This window comes from Stutzerimonas kirkiae (assembly GCF_004327335.1).
In the GTDB taxonomy this organism is placed as follows: domain Bacteria; phylum Pseudomonadota; class Gammaproteobacteria; order Pseudomonadales; family Pseudomonadaceae; genus Stutzerimonas; species Stutzerimonas kirkiae.
Window position 1 is genome coordinate 17,225 of record NZ_QJUO01000010.1, and the last position, 19,554, is coordinate 36,778.

The 19,554-nt window shown below is 63.0% G+C and carries 18 protein-coding genes; 9 read left to right on the top strand and 9 right to left on the bottom strand.

Features of this window, described 5'->3' with window-relative positions; genetic code table 11:
* Nucleotides 1–31: 31 nt before the first annotated feature.
* The gene (gene clpA, locus DNJ95_RS07580) at nt 32–2,299 is read right to left on the bottom strand and encodes an ATP-dependent Clp protease ATP-binding subunit ClpA (RefSeq protein ID WP_131184116.1); all 2,268 of its coding nucleotides are present in this window, start codon (nt 2,297–2,299) and stop codon (nt 32–34) included.
* Between the two features lie 32 nt (nt 2,300–2,331).
* The gene (gene clpS / locus DNJ95_RS07585; RefSeq protein ID WP_131184193.1) at nt 2,332–2,694 is read right to left on the bottom strand and encodes an ATP-dependent Clp protease adapter ClpS; all 363 of its coding nucleotides are present in this window, start codon (nt 2,692–2,694) and stop codon (nt 2,332–2,334) included.
* Between the two features lie 213 nt (nt 2,695–2,907).
* Between clpS and cspD the strand changes: the two genes are divergently transcribed.
* Nucleotides 2,908–3,162: a cold shock domain-containing protein CspD gene (gene cspD / locus DNJ95_RS07590; protein WP_131184117.1), complete on the top strand. Its 255-nt coding sequence runs from the start codon at nt 2,908–2,910 to the stop codon at nt 3,160–3,162.
* A gap of 57 nt (nt 3,163–3,219) precedes the next feature.
* Here cspD and rlmKL read toward each other — a convergent pair whose 3' ends face one another.
* The gene (gene rlmKL / locus DNJ95_RS07595) at nt 3,220–5,376 is read right to left on the bottom strand and encodes a bifunctional 23S rRNA (guanine(2069)-N(7))-methyltransferase RlmK/23S rRNA (guanine(2445)-N(2))-methyltransferase RlmL (RefSeq protein WP_131184118.1); all 2,157 of its coding nucleotides are present in this window, start codon (nt 5,374–5,376) and stop codon (nt 3,220–3,222) included.
* A gap of 346 nt (nt 5,377–5,722) precedes the next feature.
* Here rlmKL and rmf point away from each other — a divergent pair, with 346 nt between their 5' ends.
* On the top strand, nt 5,723–5,938 hold the full coding sequence (gene rmf, locus DNJ95_RS07600; RefSeq protein ID WP_131184119.1) for a ribosome modulation factor: 216 nt from the start codon (nt 5,723–5,725) through the stop codon (nt 5,936–5,938).
* Between the two features lie 52 nt (nt 5,939–5,990).
* Here rmf and DNJ95_RS07605 read toward each other — a convergent pair whose 3' ends face one another.
* Complete coding sequence (locus DNJ95_RS07605) at nt 5,991–7,013, bottom strand: quinone-dependent dihydroorotate dehydrogenase (protein ID WP_131184120.1); 1,023 nt, start codon at nt 7,011–7,013, stop codon at nt 5,991–5,993.
* A gap of 134 nt (nt 7,014–7,147) precedes the next feature.
* Nucleotides 7,148–7,372, bottom strand: a complete 225-nt coding sequence (locus DNJ95_RS07610) for a DUF2835 domain-containing protein (protein WP_131184121.1) — start codon at nt 7,370–7,372, stop codon at nt 7,148–7,150.
* A 329-nt stretch (nt 7,373–7,701) separates the two neighbouring features.
* Between DNJ95_RS07610 and DNJ95_RS07615 the strand changes: the two genes are divergently transcribed.
* The 4 genes from DNJ95_RS07615 to DNJ95_RS07630 all read left to right on the top strand — a co-directional run bounded on the left by DNJ95_RS07615 (nt 7,702) and on the right by DNJ95_RS07630 (nt 12,227).
* Nucleotides 7,702–8,832: an MFS transporter gene (locus DNJ95_RS07615; RefSeq protein ID WP_131184122.1), complete on the top strand. Its 1,131-nt coding sequence runs from the start codon at nt 7,702–7,704 to the stop codon at nt 8,830–8,832.
* 12 nt (nt 8,833–8,844) lie between these two features.
* Nucleotides 8,845–9,867 carry an RNA methyltransferase gene (locus DNJ95_RS07620; protein WP_131184123.1) on the top strand — a complete coding sequence of 341 codons (1,023 nt, stop codon included), beginning with the start codon at nt 8,845–8,847 and terminating at the stop codon, nt 9,865–9,867.
* Between the two features lie 223 nt (nt 9,868–10,090).
* Nucleotides 10,091–11,746 carry a nitrite/sulfite reductase gene (locus DNJ95_RS07625; protein WP_131184124.1) on the top strand — a complete coding sequence of 552 codons (1,656 nt, stop codon included), beginning with the start codon at nt 10,091–10,093 and terminating at the stop codon, nt 11,744–11,746.
* The gene (locus DNJ95_RS07630) at nt 11,730–12,227 is read left to right on the top strand and encodes a DUF934 domain-containing protein (RefSeq protein ID WP_131184125.1); all 498 of its coding nucleotides are present in this window, start codon (nt 11,730–11,732) and stop codon (nt 12,225–12,227) included. Before DNJ95_RS07625 ends, DNJ95_RS07630 begins: the two co-directional genes overlap by 17 nt.
* A 92-nt stretch (nt 12,228–12,319) precedes the next feature.
* Here DNJ95_RS07630 and DNJ95_RS07635 read toward each other — a convergent pair whose 3' ends face one another.
* Nucleotides 12,320–13,315: a YhdH/YhfP family quinone oxidoreductase gene (locus DNJ95_RS07635; protein ID WP_131184126.1), complete on the bottom strand. Its 996-nt coding sequence runs from the start codon at nt 13,313–13,315 to the stop codon at nt 12,320–12,322.
* A gap of 10 nt (nt 13,316–13,325) precedes the next feature.
* Nucleotides 13,326–14,354, bottom strand: coding sequence for a protease SohB (gene sohB, locus DNJ95_RS07640; protein ID WP_131184127.1), 1,029 nt, complete (start codon nt 14,352–14,354; stop codon nt 13,326–13,328).
* A gap of 246 nt (nt 14,355–14,600) precedes the next feature.
* Here sohB and DNJ95_RS07645 point away from each other — a divergent pair, with 246 nt between their 5' ends.
* Nucleotides 14,601–14,915, top strand: a complete 315-nt coding sequence (locus DNJ95_RS07645) for an SCP2 sterol-binding domain-containing protein (protein ID WP_131184128.1) — start codon at nt 14,601–14,603, stop codon at nt 14,913–14,915.
* A gap of 30 nt (nt 14,916–14,945) precedes the next feature.
* On the opposite strand, the gene DNJ95_RS07650 is transcribed toward DNJ95_RS07645, so the two are convergent.
* Nucleotides 14,946–15,542: a tRNA-uridine aminocarboxypropyltransferase gene (locus tag DNJ95_RS07650; RefSeq protein ID WP_131184129.1), complete on the bottom strand. Its 597-nt coding sequence runs from the start codon at nt 15,540–15,542 to the stop codon at nt 14,946–14,948.
* Between the two features lie 314 nt (nt 15,543–15,856).
* Nucleotides 15,857–16,831 carry a cysteine synthase A gene (gene cysK / locus DNJ95_RS07655; protein ID WP_131184130.1) on the bottom strand — a complete coding sequence of 325 codons (975 nt, stop codon included), beginning with the start codon at nt 16,829–16,831 and terminating at the stop codon, nt 15,857–15,859.
* Between the two features lie 551 nt (nt 16,832–17,382).
* On the opposite strand from cysK, the gene DNJ95_RS07660 reads away from it, so the two are divergent.
* Together DNJ95_RS07660 and DNJ95_RS07665 are read left to right on the top strand one after the other, a co-directional pair.
* Nucleotides 17,383–18,228 carry an AAA family ATPase gene (locus DNJ95_RS07660; RefSeq protein WP_131184131.1) on the top strand — a complete coding sequence of 282 codons (846 nt, stop codon included), beginning with the start codon at nt 17,383–17,385 and terminating at the stop codon, nt 18,226–18,228.
* Between the two features lie 18 nt (nt 18,229–18,246).
* Complete coding sequence (locus DNJ95_RS07665) at nt 18,247–19,425, top strand: vWA domain-containing protein (protein ID WP_131184132.1); 1,179 nt, start codon at nt 18,247–18,249, stop codon at nt 19,423–19,425.
* Nucleotides 19,426–19,554 lie beyond the last annotated feature (129 nt).

A 19,554-nucleotide genomic window follows, 5' to 3' on the forward strand; every position in this document is an offset into this window, starting at 1 on the left:
CCGGGCTTTTTAGTTGGCCATCGCGAAAGGCTCAGGCCATCTCTTCGGCGACTTCGAACTCGAAATGCAGTTCTTCGCCCTGCATGTCCACATGCACCACGCCACCACCATGGGATAGCTCGCCAAAGAGTATTTCCTCGGCCAGCGGGCGCTTGATGCGATCCTGGATCAGGCGCGCCATGGGGCGTGCGCCCATCTGCGCATCGTAGCCATGCTCGGCCAGCCAGTTGCGCGCCGGCTCCGACACCTCGAGCGTGACATGCTTGTCTTCCAGTTGCGCCTGCAACTCCACCAGGAACTTGTCGACGATGCTCTTGATGACTTCATGGCTGAGCCGGCCGAACTGGATGATGCTGTCCAGGCGGTTGCGGAACTCCGGCGTGAAGCTCTTGCGGATGACTTCCATGGCGTCCGAAGTGTGATCCTGATGAGTGAAGCCGATCGAGGCGCGTGCTGCGGTTTCCGCGCCGGCATTGGTGGTCATGATCAGGATGACATTGCGGAAATCCGCCTTGCGCCCGTTGTTGTCGGTCAGCGTACCGTGGTCCATCACCTGCAGCAGCAGATTGAACACCTCCGGATGCGCCTTCTCGATTTCATCCAGCAACAGCACGCAATGCGGCTGCTTGGTGATCGCCTCGGTCAGCAGGCCGCCCTGGTCGAAGCCGACATACCCCGGCGGTGCGCCGATCAGGCGCGACACCGTATGCCGCTCCATGTATTCGGACATATCGAAACGCACCAGCTCGATGCCCATGGCGCGCGCCAGTTGGCGGGCCACCTCGGTCTTGCCGACGCCGGTCGGGCCGGCGAACAGGAACGAACCGATCGGCTTGTCCGGGGCCTTCAGGCCCGCGCGCGACAGCTTGATCGCGGTCGCTAGCGAGCCGATGGCATCGTCCTGGCCGAATACCGTGAGCTTGAGGTCCCGCTCCAGGTTACGCAGCAGTTCCTTGTCCGAAGAGGTGACATGCTTGGGCGGAATACGGGCGATCTTGGCCACGATATCCTCCACCTGGGCGACATCGATACTGTCCACCCGCTGCTCTTCCGGCAACAGACGCTGGTAGGCGCCAGCCTCGTCGATCACATCGATGGCCTTGTCCGGCATATGCCGGTCGTTGATGTAGCGTGCCGCCAGCTCGGCGGCCGCACGCAGCGCCTCGTCCGTGTATTCGATATGGTGGTGCTGCTCGAAGCGGCTCTTGAGGCCGCGCAGTATGCCGATAGTGTCCTCCACAGAGGGCTCGCTGACATCCACCTTCTGGAAGCGCCTGGCCAATGCCCGGTCCTTTTCGAAAATGCCGCGGAACTCCTGGAAGGTGGTGGAGCCGATGCAGCGGATTTCTCCGGAGGAAAGCAATGGCTTGAGCAGGTTGGAGGCATCCATGACGCCGCCGGAAGCCGCGCCGGCGCCAATGATGGTGTGGATCTCGTCGATGAACAGGATCGCCTGCGGGCGCTTGCGCAACTCACCGAGCAGCGCCTTGAAGCGCTTCTCGAAGTCGCCCCGGTACTTGGTGCCGGCCAGCAGCGCGCCAAGGTCCAGGGAATAGACCACGCTGTCGGCCAGCAGGTCGGGCACCTGGCCGTCGACGATGCGCTTGGCCAGCCCTTCGGCGATCGCCGTCTTGCCGACCCCCGCCTCGCCCACCAGCAACGGATTGTTCTTGCGCCGCCGCGCGAGGATCTGCGCGACACGCTCCACCTCGGCCTCGCGCCCGACCAGCGGGTCGATGCGTCCCAGGCGGGCGGCCTCGTTCAGATTGCTGGCATAGGAATCGAGCGGGCTGCTTGCGCTCGCGCCCTCGACCGCCTCTTCGTCCTGCATTTCCGCATCGTTTTCCGCAGGCTCGTTGCCGGGCACCTTGGAAATACCATGGGCGATATAGTTGACGACATCTATGCGCGCCACGTTCTGCTGCTTGAGCAGGAATACCGCCTGGCTTTCCTGTTCGCTGAAAATGGCCACCAGCACATTGGCGCCGGTCACCTCGCGCTTGCCCGAACTCTGCACATGGAACACCGCACGCTGCAGCACCCGCTGGAAGCCCAGGGTCGGCTGCGTCTCGCGCTCCTCGTCATGCTGAGGAATCAGTGGCGTCGTCGAGTCGATGAACTCCTGCAAGTCATGGCGCAGGCGGTCCAGGCTGGCCCCGCAGGCGCGCAGTACCGTGGCGGCGGCCTCGTTATCGAGCAGCGCCAGCAACAGGTGTTCCACCGTCATGAACTCATGACGCTTGGCACGGGCCTCCTTGAAGGCCAGATTCAGAGTGACTTCCAGCTCTCGATTCAACATAGCTTCACCTCTTGCCTGGACCGTTCTTCGGATTAAGCGTCTTTCTCTATCTCGCAGAGCAGCGGATGCTGGCATTCCCTTGCATATTGATTGACTTGAGCGGCCTTGGTTTCAGCGATATCTCGCGTGTAGATGCCGCAGACCGCCTTTCCTTCAGTATGAACGGCCAACATGATCCTGGTGGCCTGTTCGCGGTTATGACTGAATATGCCTTCGAGCACCTCGACGACGAAATCCATCGGGGTGTAATCATCGTTGAACATGATCACTTTATACATCGGCGGCGCCTGCAGCGCAGGCTTGGCTTCCTGCACGGCGATGCCTGAATCGTGACCATCTGTGTCGTCGTGGTGCTCCTGGTCGGAAGCCTGACGGATATCGGGTATTGCATGCATGCGTATCGGTTTCTCGATCTGGGCCGGGGAGCCGCAATGGTTGACGTGTTTCACAGCAGCCGACGAGCCGCCTTGACTATCAGCCAAACGATGATAAAAACGGTAAGGTGCCTACATCGGCAACGGGTTGCGCGCAATGGGCCCTGGGCCGCACAGCGCGGAATGAAATGGATGTTACTCCAGTAATGGACTCCTTTGCAGAGGGATACCAGCATGCTAAGTGGTAAGGTCAAGTGGTTCAACAACGCCAAGGGCTATGGCTTCATCGTGGCCGATGGCGAAAGCGAGGACCTGTTCGCCCACTATTCGGCCATACAGATGGATGGCTACAAGACACTGAAAGCCGGGCAGGCGGTCACGTTCGATATCATCCAGGGGCCCAAGGGGCTGCATGCGGTCAATATCCACAGCCCGCAGGACAGCGAAGCGTCATCCCGCCCACAAGCCCCGGCGTCAGCCGCGATCTGAACGAATCCCCAGGCGTGGAGCGCCGACGGCGCTCCACGGCCACATCATCGGTCGCCGCTATTTCCCGGCCTTGATCATCCAGGCACGGTGAATGCGGTTGTTGCGCTGGAAGTCGGCGTCCAGGGTCGTGCCGCTGATCTCTTCGATGAGGTAGCGCGAGGCCAGGTCCTCATCCAGCGAGAAACGCCGGAAGTTGTTGGAGAAATACAACGCCCCGCCTGGCGCCAGCCTCGCCATGGCCAGGTCGAGCAACTCGCCATGGTCCCTCTGCACATCGAAAACACCTTCCATGCGCTTCGAGTTGGAGAAGGTCGGCGGATCGATGAAGATCAGTTCGTACTCGCCTCGGTCGTTGCGTAGCCACTCCATGACATCGGCCTGCTCCAGGCGCTGCCTGTCGGAAAACCCATTGAGCGCCAGGTTGCGCCGCGCCCAGTCCAGGTAGGTCCTGGAAAGATCGACGCTGGTGGTGCTGCGTGCGCCGCCCCTGGCGGCATGCACGGTTGCCGTGGCGGTGTAGCAGAACAGGTTGAGGAAGCGCTTGCCTGCCGCTTCGCGCTGGATGCGCAAGCGCAATGGGCGATGGTCGAGGAACAGCCCGGTATCGAGGTAGTCGGTCAGGTTGACCAGAAGCTTCACGCCACCCTCCGCGACCTCGAGGAATTCGCCCCTGGCCGCCTGGCGCTCGTATTGCCGGGTGCCGCTCTGGCGCTCGCGGCGCTTGACGACGATGCGTTCCTGGGGGACCTCCAGCGCCTGCGGCAGTGCCGCCAGGGCGTCCATCAGCCGTTCCTGGGCCTTGAGCGGGTCGATGGAGCGCGGCGGCGCGTACTCTTGCACATGCACCCAGTCCCGGTACAGGTCCACCGCCAGGGCATATTCGGGCATATCCGCGTCATACAGGCGGTAGCATTCAACCCCTTCGCGGCGTGCCCACTTGCCCAGGGTGCGCAGGTTCTTGCGCAGGCGATTGGCGAACATCTGCGCCCCTTCGCTCAGGCGCGCGGTCGGCACGGCCTGCTGCTCGCGGCGCTCGGTCACGAAGTTCTGCGGTTCGACCTGAAACAACAGCAGCTTGCATGGCAGCGCGCCATTCCAGAAAGCATACTGCTTGTGGCTACGCAGCCCCATGCGCTTGCCAAGCTCGGGCGCGCCGGTGAAGATGCCCGCCTCCCAGCCAAGGCAGGCCTGGCGCAAGCGTTCGCCAAGGTTCTGGTAGAGATAAAGCAGGCTCGCCTCATCACCCAGGCGTTCGCCATAGGGCGGGTTGCAGATCACCAGCCCCTTCTGCCCCTTGTCCGTGCGTGGCTCGAAGGTCGCCAGTTCCCCCTGGTAGATACGCACCCATTCCGCCAACCCGGCGCGCTCGATATTGTTGCGCGCCGGCTGGATCAGCCGCGGATCGGCCTCGTAGCCGCGAATCCACAGTGGCGCCCGGGCCAGTCCGGCCTCGGCGCGGGCCTGTGCCTCGCTGCACAGGCCCGCCCAGATGGCCGGCACATGCCCCAGCCAGTTCGAGAAACCCCAGCGCTCGCGCTTCAGGTTGGGCGCGATATCCGCGGCGATCATCGCCCCCTCGATGAGAAAGGTGCCGACGCCGCACATGGGGTCGGCCAGCGCCCCGCCCTCGCGTGCCAGGCGTGGCCACCCGGCACGGATCAGGATCGCCGCCGCGAGGTTTTCCTTCAGCGGTGCCGCCCCTTGCTGAAGGCGATAGCCGCGCTGGTGCAGGCTGTGCCCGGACAGGTCGATCGAGAGCACGGCCTGCCCCCTTTCCAGGTGCAGGTGGACACGCAGGTCGGGGTTCAGCTTGTCGATGGCGGGCCGTTGCCCGCCGTGGGTGCGCAGGCGATCGACGATCGCATCCTTGACCTTCAGGGCACCGAAATGCGTATTGTCGATGCCCGAGCCGACGCCGCTGAACTCGACGGCCAGGCTACCGTCGGCAGCCAGGTGCTCGGACCAGTCCAGTTCATGCACACCCTGATAGAGGGTTTCCGCCGTCTGCGTGGGGAAGCGCCTGAGCACCAGCAACACGCGATTCGCCAGCCGCGACCAGAGGCAGAGCCGGTAGGCCACCTCCAGGGTCGCCTGCCCTCGAACGGCGGCGACCTGCTCGCGAGCATCCTCCAGGCCGAGTTCGCTCGCCTCGGCCAGCAGCAGGTTTTCCAGCCCCTTGGGGCACGTCAGTATCAGTTCGTGGCGGTCGCTCATGTGAAATCCGTGAGTCGCAATGGGTAAGCCGCGAGCATCCCTTCGTCGGATGATCATGGTCATTATGGCAATGGGAGCGATTCTCTCCCGCTGCGAAAAAGTCTGTCAGGGCCGCCCCTTACAGCGCTGTGGCGGCAAAGCTTATAGGGCAGTTCCATGGTCGGGTTACGTGCTTATGACAAAACGATCATTCCAGCCACAGGGGCATTGGGTTAGAACTCGACCAGCCAGCCATTCGTATGCGCTGGCCGGGAACCGCCACGCCGGCAGCGGTTCCCACGAGGCTTTACAACGAAAAGCCTCGCAACGAGCAGGAACACCAGTCAACCACTGAGGGCAATACCCAATGAGAAGACTCAAGCGTGATCCGATGGAACGAGCATTTCTGCGCGGTTATCAGCATGGCATCCATGGCAAGTCCCGCGACCTGTGTCCCTTTTCCCACCCCGGCATCCGCCAGGCCTGGATCAATGGCTGGCGTGAGGGCCGGGGCGACAACTGGGACGGCCTGACCGGCACCGCCGGCCTGCACAGGCTGAACGAATTACGAGCAGTCGGCTGATCCCGGCCAGCAGTCACACCAGGGGCTCTGCGAGAGCCCCTGTCCGACCGGCTCAGCGTGGCAACGCGGCAATCGCATCCACCGCTTCGCGAATCAGTGCCGGCCCCCTGTAGATGAACCCGGAATACAATTGAACCAGGCTGGCACCGGCCTGTATCTTCTCGGCCGCATGGCGCCCTTCGGTGATGCCGCCGACCGCGATGATCGGCAGACGGCCGCCAAGGGTTTCCGCCAGCACCCGCACCGTATGGCTACTTTTGTCACGGACCGGCGCGCCCGAGAGCCCGCCCGCCTCATCGGCATGCGCCAGGCCGGCGACACCGTCACGGGCCAGGGTGGTATTGGTCGCGATGATTCCGTCCAGGCCAGCCTCGAGTACGCTGCGGGCGACCGCTTCGGTTTCCTCGTCGCTCATGTCCGGCGCGATCTTGACTGCCAGTGGTACCCGCTTGCCATGTTCGATCTCCAGCGCTTCCCGGCGCACGCGCAGCGCATCGAGCAACTGCCTGAGCGACTCGCCGAACTGCAGGCTGCGTAGCCCGGGTGTATTCGGCGAGCTGACATTCACCGTGATATAGCTGGCATACGGATAGACGCGCTCCAGGCAGAGCAGATAATCGCTTTCGGCCTGCTCGACGGGCGTATCGAAGTTCTTGCCGATATTGATGCCCAGCACGCCCTTGAACCCGGCCGCCCGCACATGGGCCAACAAGGCGTCCAGCCCCTGATTGTTGAAACCCATGCGGTTGATGATCGCTTGCGCTTCGGCGAGGCGGAACAGGCGCGGCCTGGGGTTGCCGGGTTGTGCCCGCGGGGTGACGGTGCCTATCTCGAGGAAGCCGAAACCCAGTTGCGACAGCCCCAGGATGGCTTCGCCATTCTTGTCCAGACCGGCTGCCAGGCCGACCGGATTGGGGAAATCCAGCCCCATCACACTGACCGGCAACGGCGTCGGCTTGCGCGTCAGCAGGCCATTCAAGCCAAGGCGACCTCCTGCCCCGATCAGTTCCAACGAGAGCTCATGGGCGGTTTCTGGAGTGAGTTTGAAGAGCAACTGGCGGGCCAGGTTATACATGCGCAATCCAGAGTCGAGATGATGACGGTGACGCAGTATAACAGGGGCTTCATGGCGCGGCGGCAGAATGCGGCTACATCATGGATGGATCCCGGTATATGGCGCACCCGCAAAGCCGCCATCATCCACCGCGACTACCCCTTGAGACGGCGCAGGCTGATCAGTTCGCCCTCGTTGGAGAAATCCAGCACGAAGCTGCCATACAACCCTTCCCGCGCGAAGAACGGTCGCAGGTGGTGGGCCGGCAGGCTGACCCGCTTGCCTTCGCGGCTGCGCACCAGGATCCGGTTGGCCCGCCCCTGGTAGAGCGCCAGCAGGCGCTCCGGGGAAATGGCGATATCCAGGGTCAGGCTAGGCATACCGGTCGCCCCGTTCGGTGAATTTCATATCGACGCCTTTTCCTGTGCAGCAAGAACCCGGATGAGTGCCTATTCTGCCCTGCCCTCATTGACCCTGCCAGGGCAACGGCACCGGATCGTCATCCGGACACCGGCGGCGGCAAGAGTGGTTCCGCCCAGCCTCGAGCTTTCAGCGCTCTTTTCGGCTCTTTGCCCCGCATGGCGCACTCCCCCGCCGGGCTTGCCAGGCGACAGGAGCAGCGTCATCGTCTTTGGTGTATGTTGGCCGCCCTCAATACGGGCCTGCAGGCGAGAATGCAGGTCTTTCAGCCACTCCTTGCGCAGCAGCCATGACCGACAGCAACGACTCTCCGCTGATTCGCCGCGCGACCCGCAGCGGCTTCTTCATGGCCGGCCTGGGGCTTTCCGTATGGGCGCCGCTGGTGCCTTATGCACGCGAGCGCATCGAGATAAGCGATGCGCTGTTCGGCCTGTTGCTGCTGTGCATCGGTATCGGCTCGCTGACCTGGATGCCCCTTTCCGGGCTGCTGGTGGCGCGGATAGGTATCCGCCCGGTGATCGTCGGCTGCGTTCTGCTGTTGAGCCTGGCGCTTGCCGGCATGGTCCTGTCGAGCGCCCTGCCACTGCTGGCTCTGGCGCTGTTCTGTTTCGGCGGCAGCCTCGGTGTGTTGGATGTGGTACTCAACATCCAGGCACTGCTGGTCGAGCGCAGCGCCGGCAAGCGCCTGATGTCGAATTTTCACGGCATGTTCAGCCTGGGCACCATCAGTGGTTCGCTGCTGCTGACCGGATTGTTGATGAGCGGCCTGAGCCCCGCCACGGGTACCATTGCGCTGATCCTGCTGCTGCTCGCGGGCACTGCCGCCGTCTACCGGGGCTTCCTGCCGGATCGCGCCCCCGGCGGCGGCGTCTCGTTCATGCGCCCCAACGCCATGGTGATGCTGGTGGGCGTGATGTGCTTCGTCGTGTACCTGGCCGAAGGGGCCATCCTCGACTGGAGCGCGCTCTACCTGACCCAGGAGAAGGCGCTGGATACAGCGCGAGGTGGCCTGGGCTATGCCAGCTTCGCCCTGATGGTCACTTGCGGGCGCTTCACCGGCGACCGGCTCACCCGGGCACTGGGTACGGCGCGGGTCATTCTGTTCGGCGGGCTGCTGGCCGCCGGCGGTATCTTCCTGAGCATATGGGCCGAGGCCTGGCCCCTGGTGCTGATCGGCTACGGTCTCTGCGGCCTGGGCTGCGCCAATGTCTCCCCGGTCCTCATTTCATCCCTCAGCCAGCAGAAGAGCATGCCGGTGCACCAGGCCGTGACCGCCGCCACTACCATAGGCTTCGCCGGGGTACTGGCCGGGCCGGCCTTGATCGGAGCCATTGCGCACTACAGTTCCCTCGGCCTGGCTTTCGCCGCGGTCGCCCTGATGCTGATCGGCATTGCCTGCAGCAACCGCCGTTTCGCTTGATTCGAAGACACCATGCATATAGCTGATATCTACCAACAGTTCTCCCGCGCGGGCGCCAAGGCTGTCCACAGCCAGCGCCTGATGCGCATGTGGCTGCAGGGCCTGCCGCCCGGCAGCGGCACGCGTCGCCAGAAAAGCGAAGACTTCCTGCCACTCGGCGTGCGCCAGGCCCTGCCCGAGCTGGAGGCGATCCTGCGACGGCTGGCGCGCATCCATGCGCAACACCCCGATGGCGACGGTTCGAACCGGCTGCTGGTGGCGCTGGCGGACGGCCAGTTGGTCGAGAGCGTGCTGCTGCCGCGTGGCGGCCTGTGCGTTTCCAGCCAGTTGGGCTGTGCCGTGGGTTGCGTCTTCTGCATGACCGGCCGCTCCGGCCTGCTGCGTCAACTCGGCAGTGCGGAGATCGTCGCCCAGGTCGCGCTCGCACGCAGCCTGAGATCGGTCAACAAGGTGGTTTTCATGGGTATGGGGGAACCCGCGCACAACCTCGACAATGTACTGGAAGCCATCGACCTGCTGGGTACGGTCGGCGGTATCGGCCACAAGCAACTGGTGTTTTCCAGCGTGGGCGACCTGCGGGTATTCGAGCGCTTGCCACGCCAGCAGGTCAAGCCAGCCCTGGCCCTTTCGCTGCACAGCACGGATGCTTCGCTGCGCCAGCGCCTGCTGCCGAAGGCTCCGCGCATCCCTCCCGCGGAACTGGTCGAGCATGCCGAGGCCTATGCCCGCAATGGCGGTTATCCGATCCAGTACCAATGGACCCTGCTGGCCGGCATCAATGACTCACAGGAGGAAATGGACGCACTGATCCGCCTGCTCAAAGGCAAGTTCGCCATCCTCAACGTCATTCCCTACAACAGCCTGGAGAATGACCAGTTCCAGCGCCCGACCGCGGAGCGCACGCGACAGATCATGCGCTACCTGCATGGCCACGGCATCCTGACCAAGATCCGCGACTCGGCGGGCCAGGAAGTCGACGGTGGCTGCGGGCAGTTGCGCGCCAGGGCTTATGGCAGTGGCACCCCTGAAGCTTGAAACAGAGCATCCAGGGGCATGGATAGCCGCTTATAGCGTCAGGTGCGAGCCGCCGTATGGCCCTTTGCCAAGTGTCGACCGGGGCAATATCCATATAGGTAAAATGAATATTCTTATTCTAAAAGTCCGATTTTGCGGATAAGAGGATTGCTGTTATCTTGCGCATCCGCGCGACCGTGTGCGCGGTAAAAAGCTGCAATCAGCCTGAATAACAGGACGTCTCATGTACGTTTACGACCAGTACGACCAACATATCATCGAGGATCGCGTACGCCAGTTCCGCGACCAGACGCGCCGTTTCCTCGCGGGCGAGCTGGGTGGCGAGGAATTCCGCCCTCTGCGCCTGCAGAACGGCCTCTATATCCAGCGTTTCGCTCCCATGCTGCGCGTCGCGGTGCCCTATGGCCTGCTGTCATCGACCCAGGTGCGCAAGCTGGCGGATATCGCCCGCAAGTACGACAAGGGCTACGCCCATATCAGTACCCGCACCAACGTGCAGTACAACTGGCCGGAACTCGAGGACGTGCCGGAGATACTGGCCGAGCTGGCGACCGTGCAGATGCACGCGATCCAGACCAGCGGCAATTGCATCCGCAACACCACCACCGACCAGTTCGCCGGTGTCGCCAAGGATGAACTGATCGACCCACGCCCCTGGTGCGAGATCATCCGCCAGTGGTCGACCTTCCACCCGGAGTTCGCCTTCCTGCCGCGCAAGTTCAAGATCGCCGTGAATGGTGCGGTCAGCGATCGTGCCGCCACCGAGGTGCATGACATCGGCCTCGAGTGCGTCGAAGAGGCCGGCGAGCTGGGCTTCCGCGTGACCGTGGGCGGCGGCCTCGGGCGTACCCCGATCGTCGGCAGCCTGATCAGACCCTTCCTGCCCTGGCGGCACCTGCTGACCTATCTCGATGCCGTGCTGCGCGTATACAACCGCTACGGCCGCCGTGACAACAAGTTCAAGGCGCGCATCAAGATCCTGGTCAAGGCATTGACCCCCGAGGTCTTCGCCGAACGCGTCGAGGCCGAGTGGCAGCACCTCAAGGATGGCCCGAACACCCTGACCGACGAGGAAGTCCAGCGCGTCAGCCAGTACTTCGTCGATCCGCAATACCGGCAACTGGAGGACCAGGACGACTTGCTCGCCCGCCTCGACGCCGAGCACCCCGGCTTTGCCCGCTGGCGCCAGCGCAACGTGGTGGCCCACAAGAAGCCCGGCTATGCCGCAGTCACCCTGTCGCTGAAGAGCACCGCGGTCGCGCCTGGCGATGTCACCGACAAACAATTGCACACCATCGCCGACCTGGCCGATCGCTACAGCTTCGGCGAGGTGCGCAACTCCCACGAGCAGAACATGATCCTCGCCGACGTCGAGCAGGAGCGCCTGTTCGAACTCTGGCACGAACTGCGCGAACTGGGCGTCGCGACGCCCAATATCGGGCTGCTGACCGATATCATCTGCTGCCCTGGCGGCGATTTCTGCTCGTTGGCCAACGCCAAGTCGATCCCGATCGCCGAGTCCATCCAGCGCCGCTTCGACGACCTCGACTATCTGTTCGATATCGGCGATCTCGACCTGAACATCTCTGGCTGCATGAACGCCTGTGGCCACCACCACATCGGCCATATCGGCATTCTCGGCGTGGACAAGAAGGGTGCCGAGTTCTATCAGGTTTCCCTGGGTGGCAGCGCCGGGCGCAATGCCAGCCTGGGACAGATCCTCGGCCCATCCTTCGCCCAGGATGCGATGCCCGACGTGATCGAAAAGATCATCAACGTCTATGTGGAACAGCGTACCGAGGATGAACGCTTTATCGACACATTCCGGCGAATCGGTATCGCCCCCTTCAAGGAGCGCGTCTATGCAGCAAATCATTAAGGGCAACCGCGTCATCGACGATGACTGGAGCCTGGTTGGAGCCGATACGGCGCTGGATGCGTTGCCCAACAGCGGTAATCTGATTGTACCGCTGGCCCTGTGGAAGGAGCACGCCTCGGCGCTCAAGGCGCGCGATGGCGGCCAGGGTGTCTGGCTGGATGCGGAAGAGATCATCGAGGATATCATCGAGCACCTGGCCGATTTCCAGGTCGTCGCCCTCAACTTCACGGCATTCACCGATGGCCGCCATTATTCCAGCGCGCGCCTGCTGCGCGAGCGCTATGGCTACAAGGGTGAGATCCGCGCCATCGGCGATGTGCTGCGCGATCAGTTGTTCCTGATGCGCCGCTGCGGCTTCGATGCATTCGCCGTACGCGCCGATCGCGATCCGCATGACGCCCTGCTGGGCCTGGACGACTTCTCCGTGACCTATCAGGCGGCAGTGGATGACCCGCTGCCGCTGTTCCGTCGCCGCGGCTGATTTCCCGCAGGCCGCGAAGCTCTGATGAACAGGGCTGTCGCGGCCAAGGCCGCCCCACGGCGATGGCCTCCTCGCAGCGATGCCCGGTTCAATCAGGCATCCTGCAGTCGCACCAGCACGCGCCCTACCTGTTTGCCGGCCAGCGTGGTTTCTATGGCCTTCGGCAGCTCCTGCAGGCTTACCTCGTGGACCAGTTCATCCAGGTGCGGAATCTTCCATTGCAGCGACAGCTTGTCCCACATGGAAGCCTTCGCCACCAGCGGAATCTCCACCGAGTCAACGCCCAGCAGGTTCACCCCGCGCAGTATGAATGGCAGCACGCTGGCCTGGAAGTTGACGCCCGCGGTGAGGCCGCAGCAGGCGACACTGGCGCCGCGGCGTAGCGACTTGACCACGTTGAAGAGAATGTCGCCGCCCACGGTATCCACCGCGCCGGCCCACTGTTCCTTCAGCAGTGCCTTCTCCACGCCGGCCTGCAACACCGAACGCTCGACGATATGGCTCGCCCCGAGCGCGCGCAAAAACGCCTCCTGATCCGCCTTGCCGGTAACTGCCGCCACCTCGTAGCCAAGGCTGGAAAGCAGTGCGATGGCAATGCTGCCGACGCCCCCCGTGGCGCCGGTCACCAGCACCGGCCCCTGGTCGGCCTCCAGCCCGGCACGCTCGAGCTTGTCCACGCACAGCGCTGCAGTCAGGCCGGCGGTCCCCAGCAACATGGCTTCGCGCAGGGTAAGCCCGGCCGGACGCTTGATCACCCAGGCGGCCGGTACGCGAATGTACTGGCCATAGCCACCCGACGTGTTCATGCCCAGGTCATAGCCGGTGACGATGACCTCATCGCCCACGGCGAACTCGCTCACCGACGACTCGGCGACCACACCGGATGCGTCGATACCGGGGGTATGCGGGTATTCACGGGTGACGCCCCGGTTGCCACTGGCCGACAGGGCATCCTTGTAGTTCAGTGAGGAATAGTGGACACGGATCAGTACCTCACCTGCCGGCAGTTCATCGACGCGGCGCTCGACCACACTGGAAACGAAAGAGCCTTGCTGTTCATGCACCTGCAATGCCTTGAAGTGGGTCATCTTCTTCTCCTTATTGCCAGAATCGTTGTTCGTTCAGACGGCTCCAGCCCCGCGCCAGTGTCTGCTCGCAGGCTGTCGCCGCCGCCAGGCCGAAACGCTGCGGCAGGCTCTTGCGTTGCGCATAATGCACATGGAAGAGCTGTGCATCAGCAGCGCGAGCCGCCAGATATTCATCGCTGGTGCTGATTTCATCGACCAGTTTCAGGGCCAGGGCATGGCTGCCCAGCCACACCTCGCCCGTGGCCACCTCGTCGATCGAGAGCTGCTGGCGATATTGCGCCACGAAGCCCTTGAACAGTTCGTGGGTGGTTTCCAGGTCCTCCTGGAACTTCTCCCGGCCCTTCTCGGTGTTCTCGCCGAATACCGTCAGTGTGCGCTTGTATTCGCCCGCCGTGAGCACTTCGAAGTCGACATCATGCTTTTGCAGCAGGCGATGAAGGTTCGGCAACTGTGCCACCACGCCGATGGAGCCCAGAATGGCGAAGGGAGCCGCCAATATCTTCTCGCCGATGCAGGCCATCATGTAGCCGCCACTGGCAGCCACCTTGTCCACGCAGATGGTCAGCGGCACACCGGCGCTGCGGATACGCACCAGTTGCGAAGCCGCCAGGCCGTACGCATGCACCATGCCGCCAGCGCTTTCCAGACGCACCACCACCTCGTCCACAGGCCGCGCCAGGGTCAGGATCGCGGTTACCTCATGGCGCAGGTTGTCCAGCGCCGAAGCCTTGATATCGCCGTCGAAATCGAGCACGAAGACCCGCGTTGCGGACGCCTCCTCCTTGCGCAAGGCCTTCTCGGCCTTGGCTTCCTGCTTACGCAGCGCCTTGAGCGCGTCCTTTTCCAGCACCGACTGCTCCAGGCGTTGGCGCAAACCCTTATAGAAATCGTTGAGTCTGCGGACCTCCAGTTCACCCTCGCGCTGCTGGCCGCCCCTCGCTCTGCGCATCGCAACCAGGGCTATCAGAATGGCGATGATGGCCACTACCACCGTCAGCGTCCTGGCCAGAAAACCAGCATAGTCAGCAAGAAATTCCACACACCCTCCTAGGCGAGCTCATGCATTGGCTTCCCAGCATACCGATGCCCCTCATTTCGAGCCAGAAAAAGGCATTTCAAACAAACGTATGAATTTCCGTTGACACTCCAGAGCCTTCCCCATACCCTCGCCGAAACCGTGCAGCGCTGCGCTTTCGCGCCGCGACCGTGCAGCCTGGCGGCATCCGGCTCCATCATGCCGATGGACCAGCCCGCAAGCCCCACAGCCTATAAGAAGGAACCGACCATGAGCTCCGTCGACGAAACCATCCAGGGTATGCAAGCCAAGTTCAATGCCAGTGCCGCCGCCGGCCTCGACCTGGTCTTTCAGTTCACTATCACCGACGCCAGTAACTATTACCTGGTGGTCAAGGATGGAACCTGCGAATTCAGGGAAGGCGAATCCGACGATGCCAACGTGACCCTGATCATGGACAGCGAAACCATCCAGGGCATCATCAGCGGTGAAACCGACGGCATGCAGGCCTTCATGGGCGGCAAGCTGCGCACCGAGGGGGATATGATGCTGGCCCTCAAGCTGAGCGAACTCTTCCCCGCCTGACATCCGCCCCGGATAACCGGCCAGCCCCGTTCAGGGCTGGTCGCCGTGATTACGCAGGAATGTTTCCTCCCCCATCGCCGCTATCTGCCCTTCTATCAGTGCCTCGAAGGGGCGTAGCAGGTCATCGAAACGCGCCGGCGCCTCCAGCATGTTCAACGCCAGGGTCACGGCCTCGATGGTCGACAACGCGCCGGCCATCGGCGCCTTGCGAAGGCGATAACGGCTGATCTGCCCGGACGACAGGCACAGGCGTGGAAGTTTCCCCAGGCATGGATGCAGGTGCAGGATCTTGCGCGCCTTGCGCCAACTGCCATCCGGTACCACCAGCAACCGCGGCTTGATCGGCGCGCTGTTTCCTCGCGGCGCGTCCTGCTCACCCGGGAACAGCAGCGCCGCTCCACCTGCCTCGGCCTCGAGCAGTGCTTCCAGGCCATCGAAATGTTCGCCGATCCAGAGCTGTGCATTACGCAGTCCGAGGGCCGCGAGCCTGGCGGTATTCAGCGCGTGCCCGGCTTCGCTGCGATGTTGCAGGATCAGTAGCCGGGTATGGTTGGCAAGATCGGGTATCAATGGACAAAGGCAGTGGCTGACAGGACGACAGCAGCGGGAACATTGCGGACGCGCCATGGAGTGCAGGCACCTGAGCGGGATGGGAAAGATCGGCATCCTACCGGCAATCCGCCGATAAGATGACAGCGGTTTCGCAAAAATCACCTGGAGCAATTTTCGCCCAGCATGGCGTGGCCTGTCATTTTCCGGACATGGCGATCAGTATTCGCGCCCATGCGTTACGCAGCCGGCATCCATGCGGCGAGGCATCATCTTTCAGGGCAAAGGGCCGCCTGGTCACTGTCGGGAAGCTGGAAGCAAGGCACGCTGCCACTCGGGCGCGTGCCTTGTCGTTCAATTCCAAGCCCTCCAGCGCTCTTTTTCGCCGTGGATTACTGCACCAGTTCCTTCTCTTCGAACAGGTCGGCGAACAGCATCGTCGACAGATAGCGCTCGCCGGAGTCGGGCAATATGACGACGATGGTCTTGCCCTGCAGCTCCGGCTGCTCGGCCAGGCGAATGGCCGCCGCCATTGCCGCGCCACCGGAGATACCGGCCAGGATGCCCTCCTCGCGCATCAAACGCAGGGCAACGGCCTTGGCTTCCTCATCCTCTACGAGCTCTACGCGATCGACCAGCGACAGGTCGAGATTTTTCGGCACGAAGCCCGCGCCGATGCCCTGGATCTTGTGTGGGCTGGGCTTGACCTCCTCCCCGGCCAGGGTCTGGCTGATCACCGGGGAACCGGCCGGTTCGACCGCCACGCTCAGCAACGGCTTGCCCCTGGTCTGCTTGATGTAGCGGGAGACGCCGGTGATGGTACCGCCCGTACCCACTCCCGCGACCAGCACATCGACATTGCCATCGGTGTCGTTCCAGATTTCCGGCCCGGTGGTCTTTTCGTGGATGGCAGGATTGGCCGGGTTCTCGAACTGCTGCGGCAGGAAGAAGCGCTCCGGGTCGGCCGCCACGATCTCATGGGCTTTCTCGATGGCGCCTTTCATACCCTTGGCCGGTTCTGTCAGCACCAGTTCGGCACCCAGCGCCTTGAGTACCTTGCGCCGCTCCAGGCTCATGGACGCCGGCATGGTCAGGATCAGTTGGTAACCCCGCGAGGCGGCGACGAAGGCCAGGCCGATGCCGGTGTTGCCTGAAGTCGGCTCGACGATGGTCATGCCCGGCTTGAGCAGGCCCTTGTCTTCCGCATCCCAGATCATGCCCGCGCCGATACGGCATTTGACCGAATAGGCCGGGTTGCGCCCCTCGGTCTTGGCCAGGATGCTGACACCCTTGGGCCCCAGGCGATTGATCAGCACCAGCGGGGTATTACCGATGGTGCTGGCGTTGTCGGAGAAAATTCGACTCATGCTTGCAGTTCCTGAATAAGGCAAAGACAAGCCCCAGAGCCTATGCCGAGCATCGGCAACCGGCAAGCCGAATGACTGCCCGGCCAGCACAAGCGTGACCGGGCCACCTTTGATCGCTATCACACAAGCGGAGATATCCCCGCTGAGGTGGGCTTGCTCAGTGATCGGCCAGCGCCGCACGCAAAGCCTTCGCGGCCATCGGGGCGATCGCATGAAGTCCCGGTCCATGGTCGTGGAAGCCGGGTAGTCGTGCGCCGCCCCGTTGCGGGCGGATTGGCAGTCGAGTGTGCGATTGGCTGTACACCGCTGCCGGTGTTCTGTTGTCCGTGTTGTCGCGAGCCCCGTCCTGCCACCTGGCATGTGCACGGGGACGCTGGGCCCGAGCTCACGCTCTGCACCGCACTCTATTGCCAGTACGCTCGCACTGTCTCACCCCCTGAGCCGGGCATATGCCTGCCCGGGAACGGAGGTGAGCGTTCATGCGGCCTGCCCTTTTCGCATGGGCAAAAGGTTATAGTCGGTGGCGTGATTCCGGCCCGAAGGTAGAACCGATGAAATTCGAAGGCACCGCCTCCTATGTCGCCACCGACGATCTCAAGCTGGCAGTCAATGCCGCCGTCACCCTGCAACGCCCGCTGCTGGTCAAGGGGGAGCCGGGGACCGGCAAGACCCTGCTCGCCGAACAGTTGGCCGCCGCCTTCTCCGCGCCGCTGATCACCTGGCATATCAAATCCACCACCAAGGCGCACCAGGGGCTCTACGAATACGATGCGGTCGGCCGCCTGCGCGACTCGCAACTGAACTCCGAACGGGTCAACGACGTTCGCAACTACATCAGGCAAGGCAAGCTGTGGGAGGCTTTCACCGCGCCGCAAAGGGCGATCCTGTTGATCGACGAGATAGACAAGGCCGATATCGAATTCCCCAACGACCTGCTGCAGGAACTCGACCGTATGGAGTTCTTCGTCTACGAGACCGGGGAAACCGTCAGGGCCGTCCAGCGACCGATCATCATCATCACCTCGAACAATGAGAAGGAATTGCCGGACGCCTTCCTGCGGCGCTGCTTTTTCCATTACATCGCCTTTCCGGACCGCAGGACCCTGGAGCGGATCATCGACGTGCACTATCCCGGCATCGCGGCCACGCTGGTCAGCGAAGCACTGGATATCTTCTTCGATATCCGCAAGGTGCCCGGCCTGAAGAAAAAGCCCTCAACCAGTGAGCTGGTGGACTGGATCAAGCTGCTGATGGCCGACAGCATCGGCGTGGAGCTGCTGCGCCAGCGTGACCCGAGCAAGGCCATCCCGCCCCTGGCCGGCGCCCTGGTGAAGAACGAGCAGGACGTGATGTTGCTGGAGCGCCTGGCTTTCATGAGCCGGCGCGAGAAACGCTGAACGCGCGCGGAGATAATTATGCTGCTCGGTCTTTTCAATGAACTGCGTGCGGCCAAGGTACCGGTTTCCCTGCGCGAACTGCTCGACCTGATCGAGGCGCTGAAACAGGGCCTGGTGTTCGCCGATATGGAGGCGTTCTATTTCCTCGCCCGCAGCCTGCTGGTCAAGGACGAGCGCCATTTCGACAAGTTCGACCAGGCCTTCACCGCCTACTTCGATGGCTTGCAGGATCTCGACCGGCATCTCGAAGCGATGATCCCGGAGGAATGGCTGCGCAAGGCGTTCGAGCGCAGCCTGAGCCCTCAGGAGCGTGCGCAACTCCAGTCCCTGGGCGGCCTCGACAAGCTGATCGAGGCCTTTCGCCAGCGCCTGGAAGAACAGCGGGAGCGCCATGCCGGCGGCAACCGCTGGATCGGCACCGGAGGCAGCAGCCCGTTCGGATCGGGCGGCTACCACCCCGAGGGCATTCGCGTCGGCAGCGCTGGCGAGCGCCAGGGCAAGGCGGTCAAGGTCTGGCAGCAGCGGGAATACCGCAACCTGGACGACCAGTTGGAAATCGGCACACGCACGATCAAGATGGCCCTGCGCCGCCTGCGCAGATTCGCCCGCCAGGGTGCCGAGGACGAATTGGACCTTGACGGCACCATCAGCGAGACGGCGCGCGACGGCGGGCTGCTGAATATCCAGATGCGCCCGCAACGGCGCAATGCGGTCAAGCTGCTGTTGCTGTTCGATGTGGGGGGCTCGATGGATGCCCATATCCGCGTCTGCGAAGAGCTTTTCTCGGCCTGCCGCAGCGAATTCAAGCACCTGGAGTATTTCTACTTCCACAACTTCATCTACGAGTCGGTGTGGAAGGACAGCCTGCGCCGCATGGCGGAACGCACATCGACCTTCGACCTGCTGCATACCTACGGTGAGGACTACCGGGTGATTTTCGTCGGCGATGCGGCGATGGCGCCCTATGAAATCACCCAGCCGGGTGGCAGCGTCGAGCACTGGAACGAAGAAGCCGGGCATATCTGGATGCGGCGCTTCAGCGACAGATACAGGAAGCTCATCTGGATCAATCCCTATACGGAAGACACATGGGGCTACTCGCACTCGACCGCAATGGTTCGCGAACTGCTGCAGGGCCGTATGTACCCGCTGACCCTGCAAGGGCTCGAACAGGCCATGGACTGTCTCTCCAGATAACTGTCGGAGCGGATTTGCCCGCACAAGCTTCGGGGTCGGCCACCACGCACGGGTTGCGCGGTGGCGAAACGGGGCAATCGTATGAGCGCCCAGCCCTGCTCCCGGCCAGACATATGCCCTTCTTCAGTG

What these genes read in the sequence shown, in the direction of transcription:
- DNJ95_RS07650 (WP_131184129.1), bottom strand. Translation starts at nt 15,542, where the DNA reads ATGGCGCGTCCGCAATGTTCCCGCTGCTGTCGTCCTGTCAGCCACTGC.
- clpS (WP_131184193.1), bottom strand. Translation starts at nt 2,694, where the DNA reads ATGCATGCAATACCCGATATCCGTCAGGCTTCCGACCAGGAGCACCAC.
- rmf (WP_131184119.1), top strand. Translation starts at nt 5,723, where the DNA reads ATGAGAAGACTCAAGCGTGATCCGATGGAACGAGCATTTCTGCGCGGT.
- cysK (WP_131184130.1), bottom strand. Translation starts at nt 16,831, where the DNA reads ATGAGTCGAATTTTCTCCGACAACGCCAGCACCATCGGTAATACCCCG.
- DNJ95_RS07625 (WP_131184124.1), top strand. Translation starts at nt 10,091, where the DNA reads ATGTACGTTTACGACCAGTACGACCAACATATCATCGAGGATCGCGTA.
- DNJ95_RS07620 (WP_131184123.1), top strand. Translation starts at nt 8,845, where the DNA reads ATGCATATAGCTGATATCTACCAACAGTTCTCCCGCGCGGGCGCCAAG.
- DNJ95_RS07660 (WP_131184131.1), top strand. Translation starts at nt 17,383, where the DNA reads ATGAAATTCGAAGGCACCGCCTCCTATGTCGCCACCGACGATCTCAAG.
- DNJ95_RS07605 (WP_131184120.1), bottom strand. Translation starts at nt 7,013, where the DNA reads ATGTATAACCTGGCCCGCCAGTTGCTCTTCAAACTCACTCCAGAAACC.
- clpA (WP_131184116.1), bottom strand. Translation starts at nt 2,299, where the DNA reads ATGTTGAATCGAGAGCTGGAAGTCACTCTGAATCTGGCCTTCAAGGAG.
- DNJ95_RS07665 (WP_131184132.1), top strand. Translation starts at nt 18,247, where the DNA reads ATGCTGCTCGGTCTTTTCAATGAACTGCGTGCGGCCAAGGTACCGGTT.
- DNJ95_RS07635 (WP_131184126.1), bottom strand. Translation starts at nt 13,315, where the DNA reads ATGACCCACTTCAAGGCATTGCAGGTGCATGAACAGCAAGGCTCTTTC.
- DNJ95_RS07630 (WP_131184125.1), top strand. Translation starts at nt 11,730, where the DNA reads ATGCAGCAAATCATTAAGGGCAACCGCGTCATCGACGATGACTGGAGC.
- rlmKL (WP_131184118.1), bottom strand. Translation starts at nt 5,376, where the DNA reads ATGAGCGACCGCCACGAACTGATACTGACGTGCCCCAAGGGGCTGGAA.
- DNJ95_RS07610 (WP_131184121.1), bottom strand. Translation starts at nt 7,372, where the DNA reads ATGCCTAGCCTGACCCTGGATATCGCCATTTCCCCGGAGCGCCTGCTG.
- cspD (WP_131184117.1), top strand. Translation starts at nt 2,908, where the DNA reads ATGCTAAGTGGTAAGGTCAAGTGGTTCAACAACGCCAAGGGCTATGGC.
- DNJ95_RS07615 (WP_131184122.1), top strand. Translation starts at nt 7,702, where the DNA reads ATGACCGACAGCAACGACTCTCCGCTGATTCGCCGCGCGACCCGCAGC.
- DNJ95_RS07645 (WP_131184128.1), top strand. Translation starts at nt 14,601, where the DNA reads ATGAGCTCCGTCGACGAAACCATCCAGGGTATGCAAGCCAAGTTCAAT.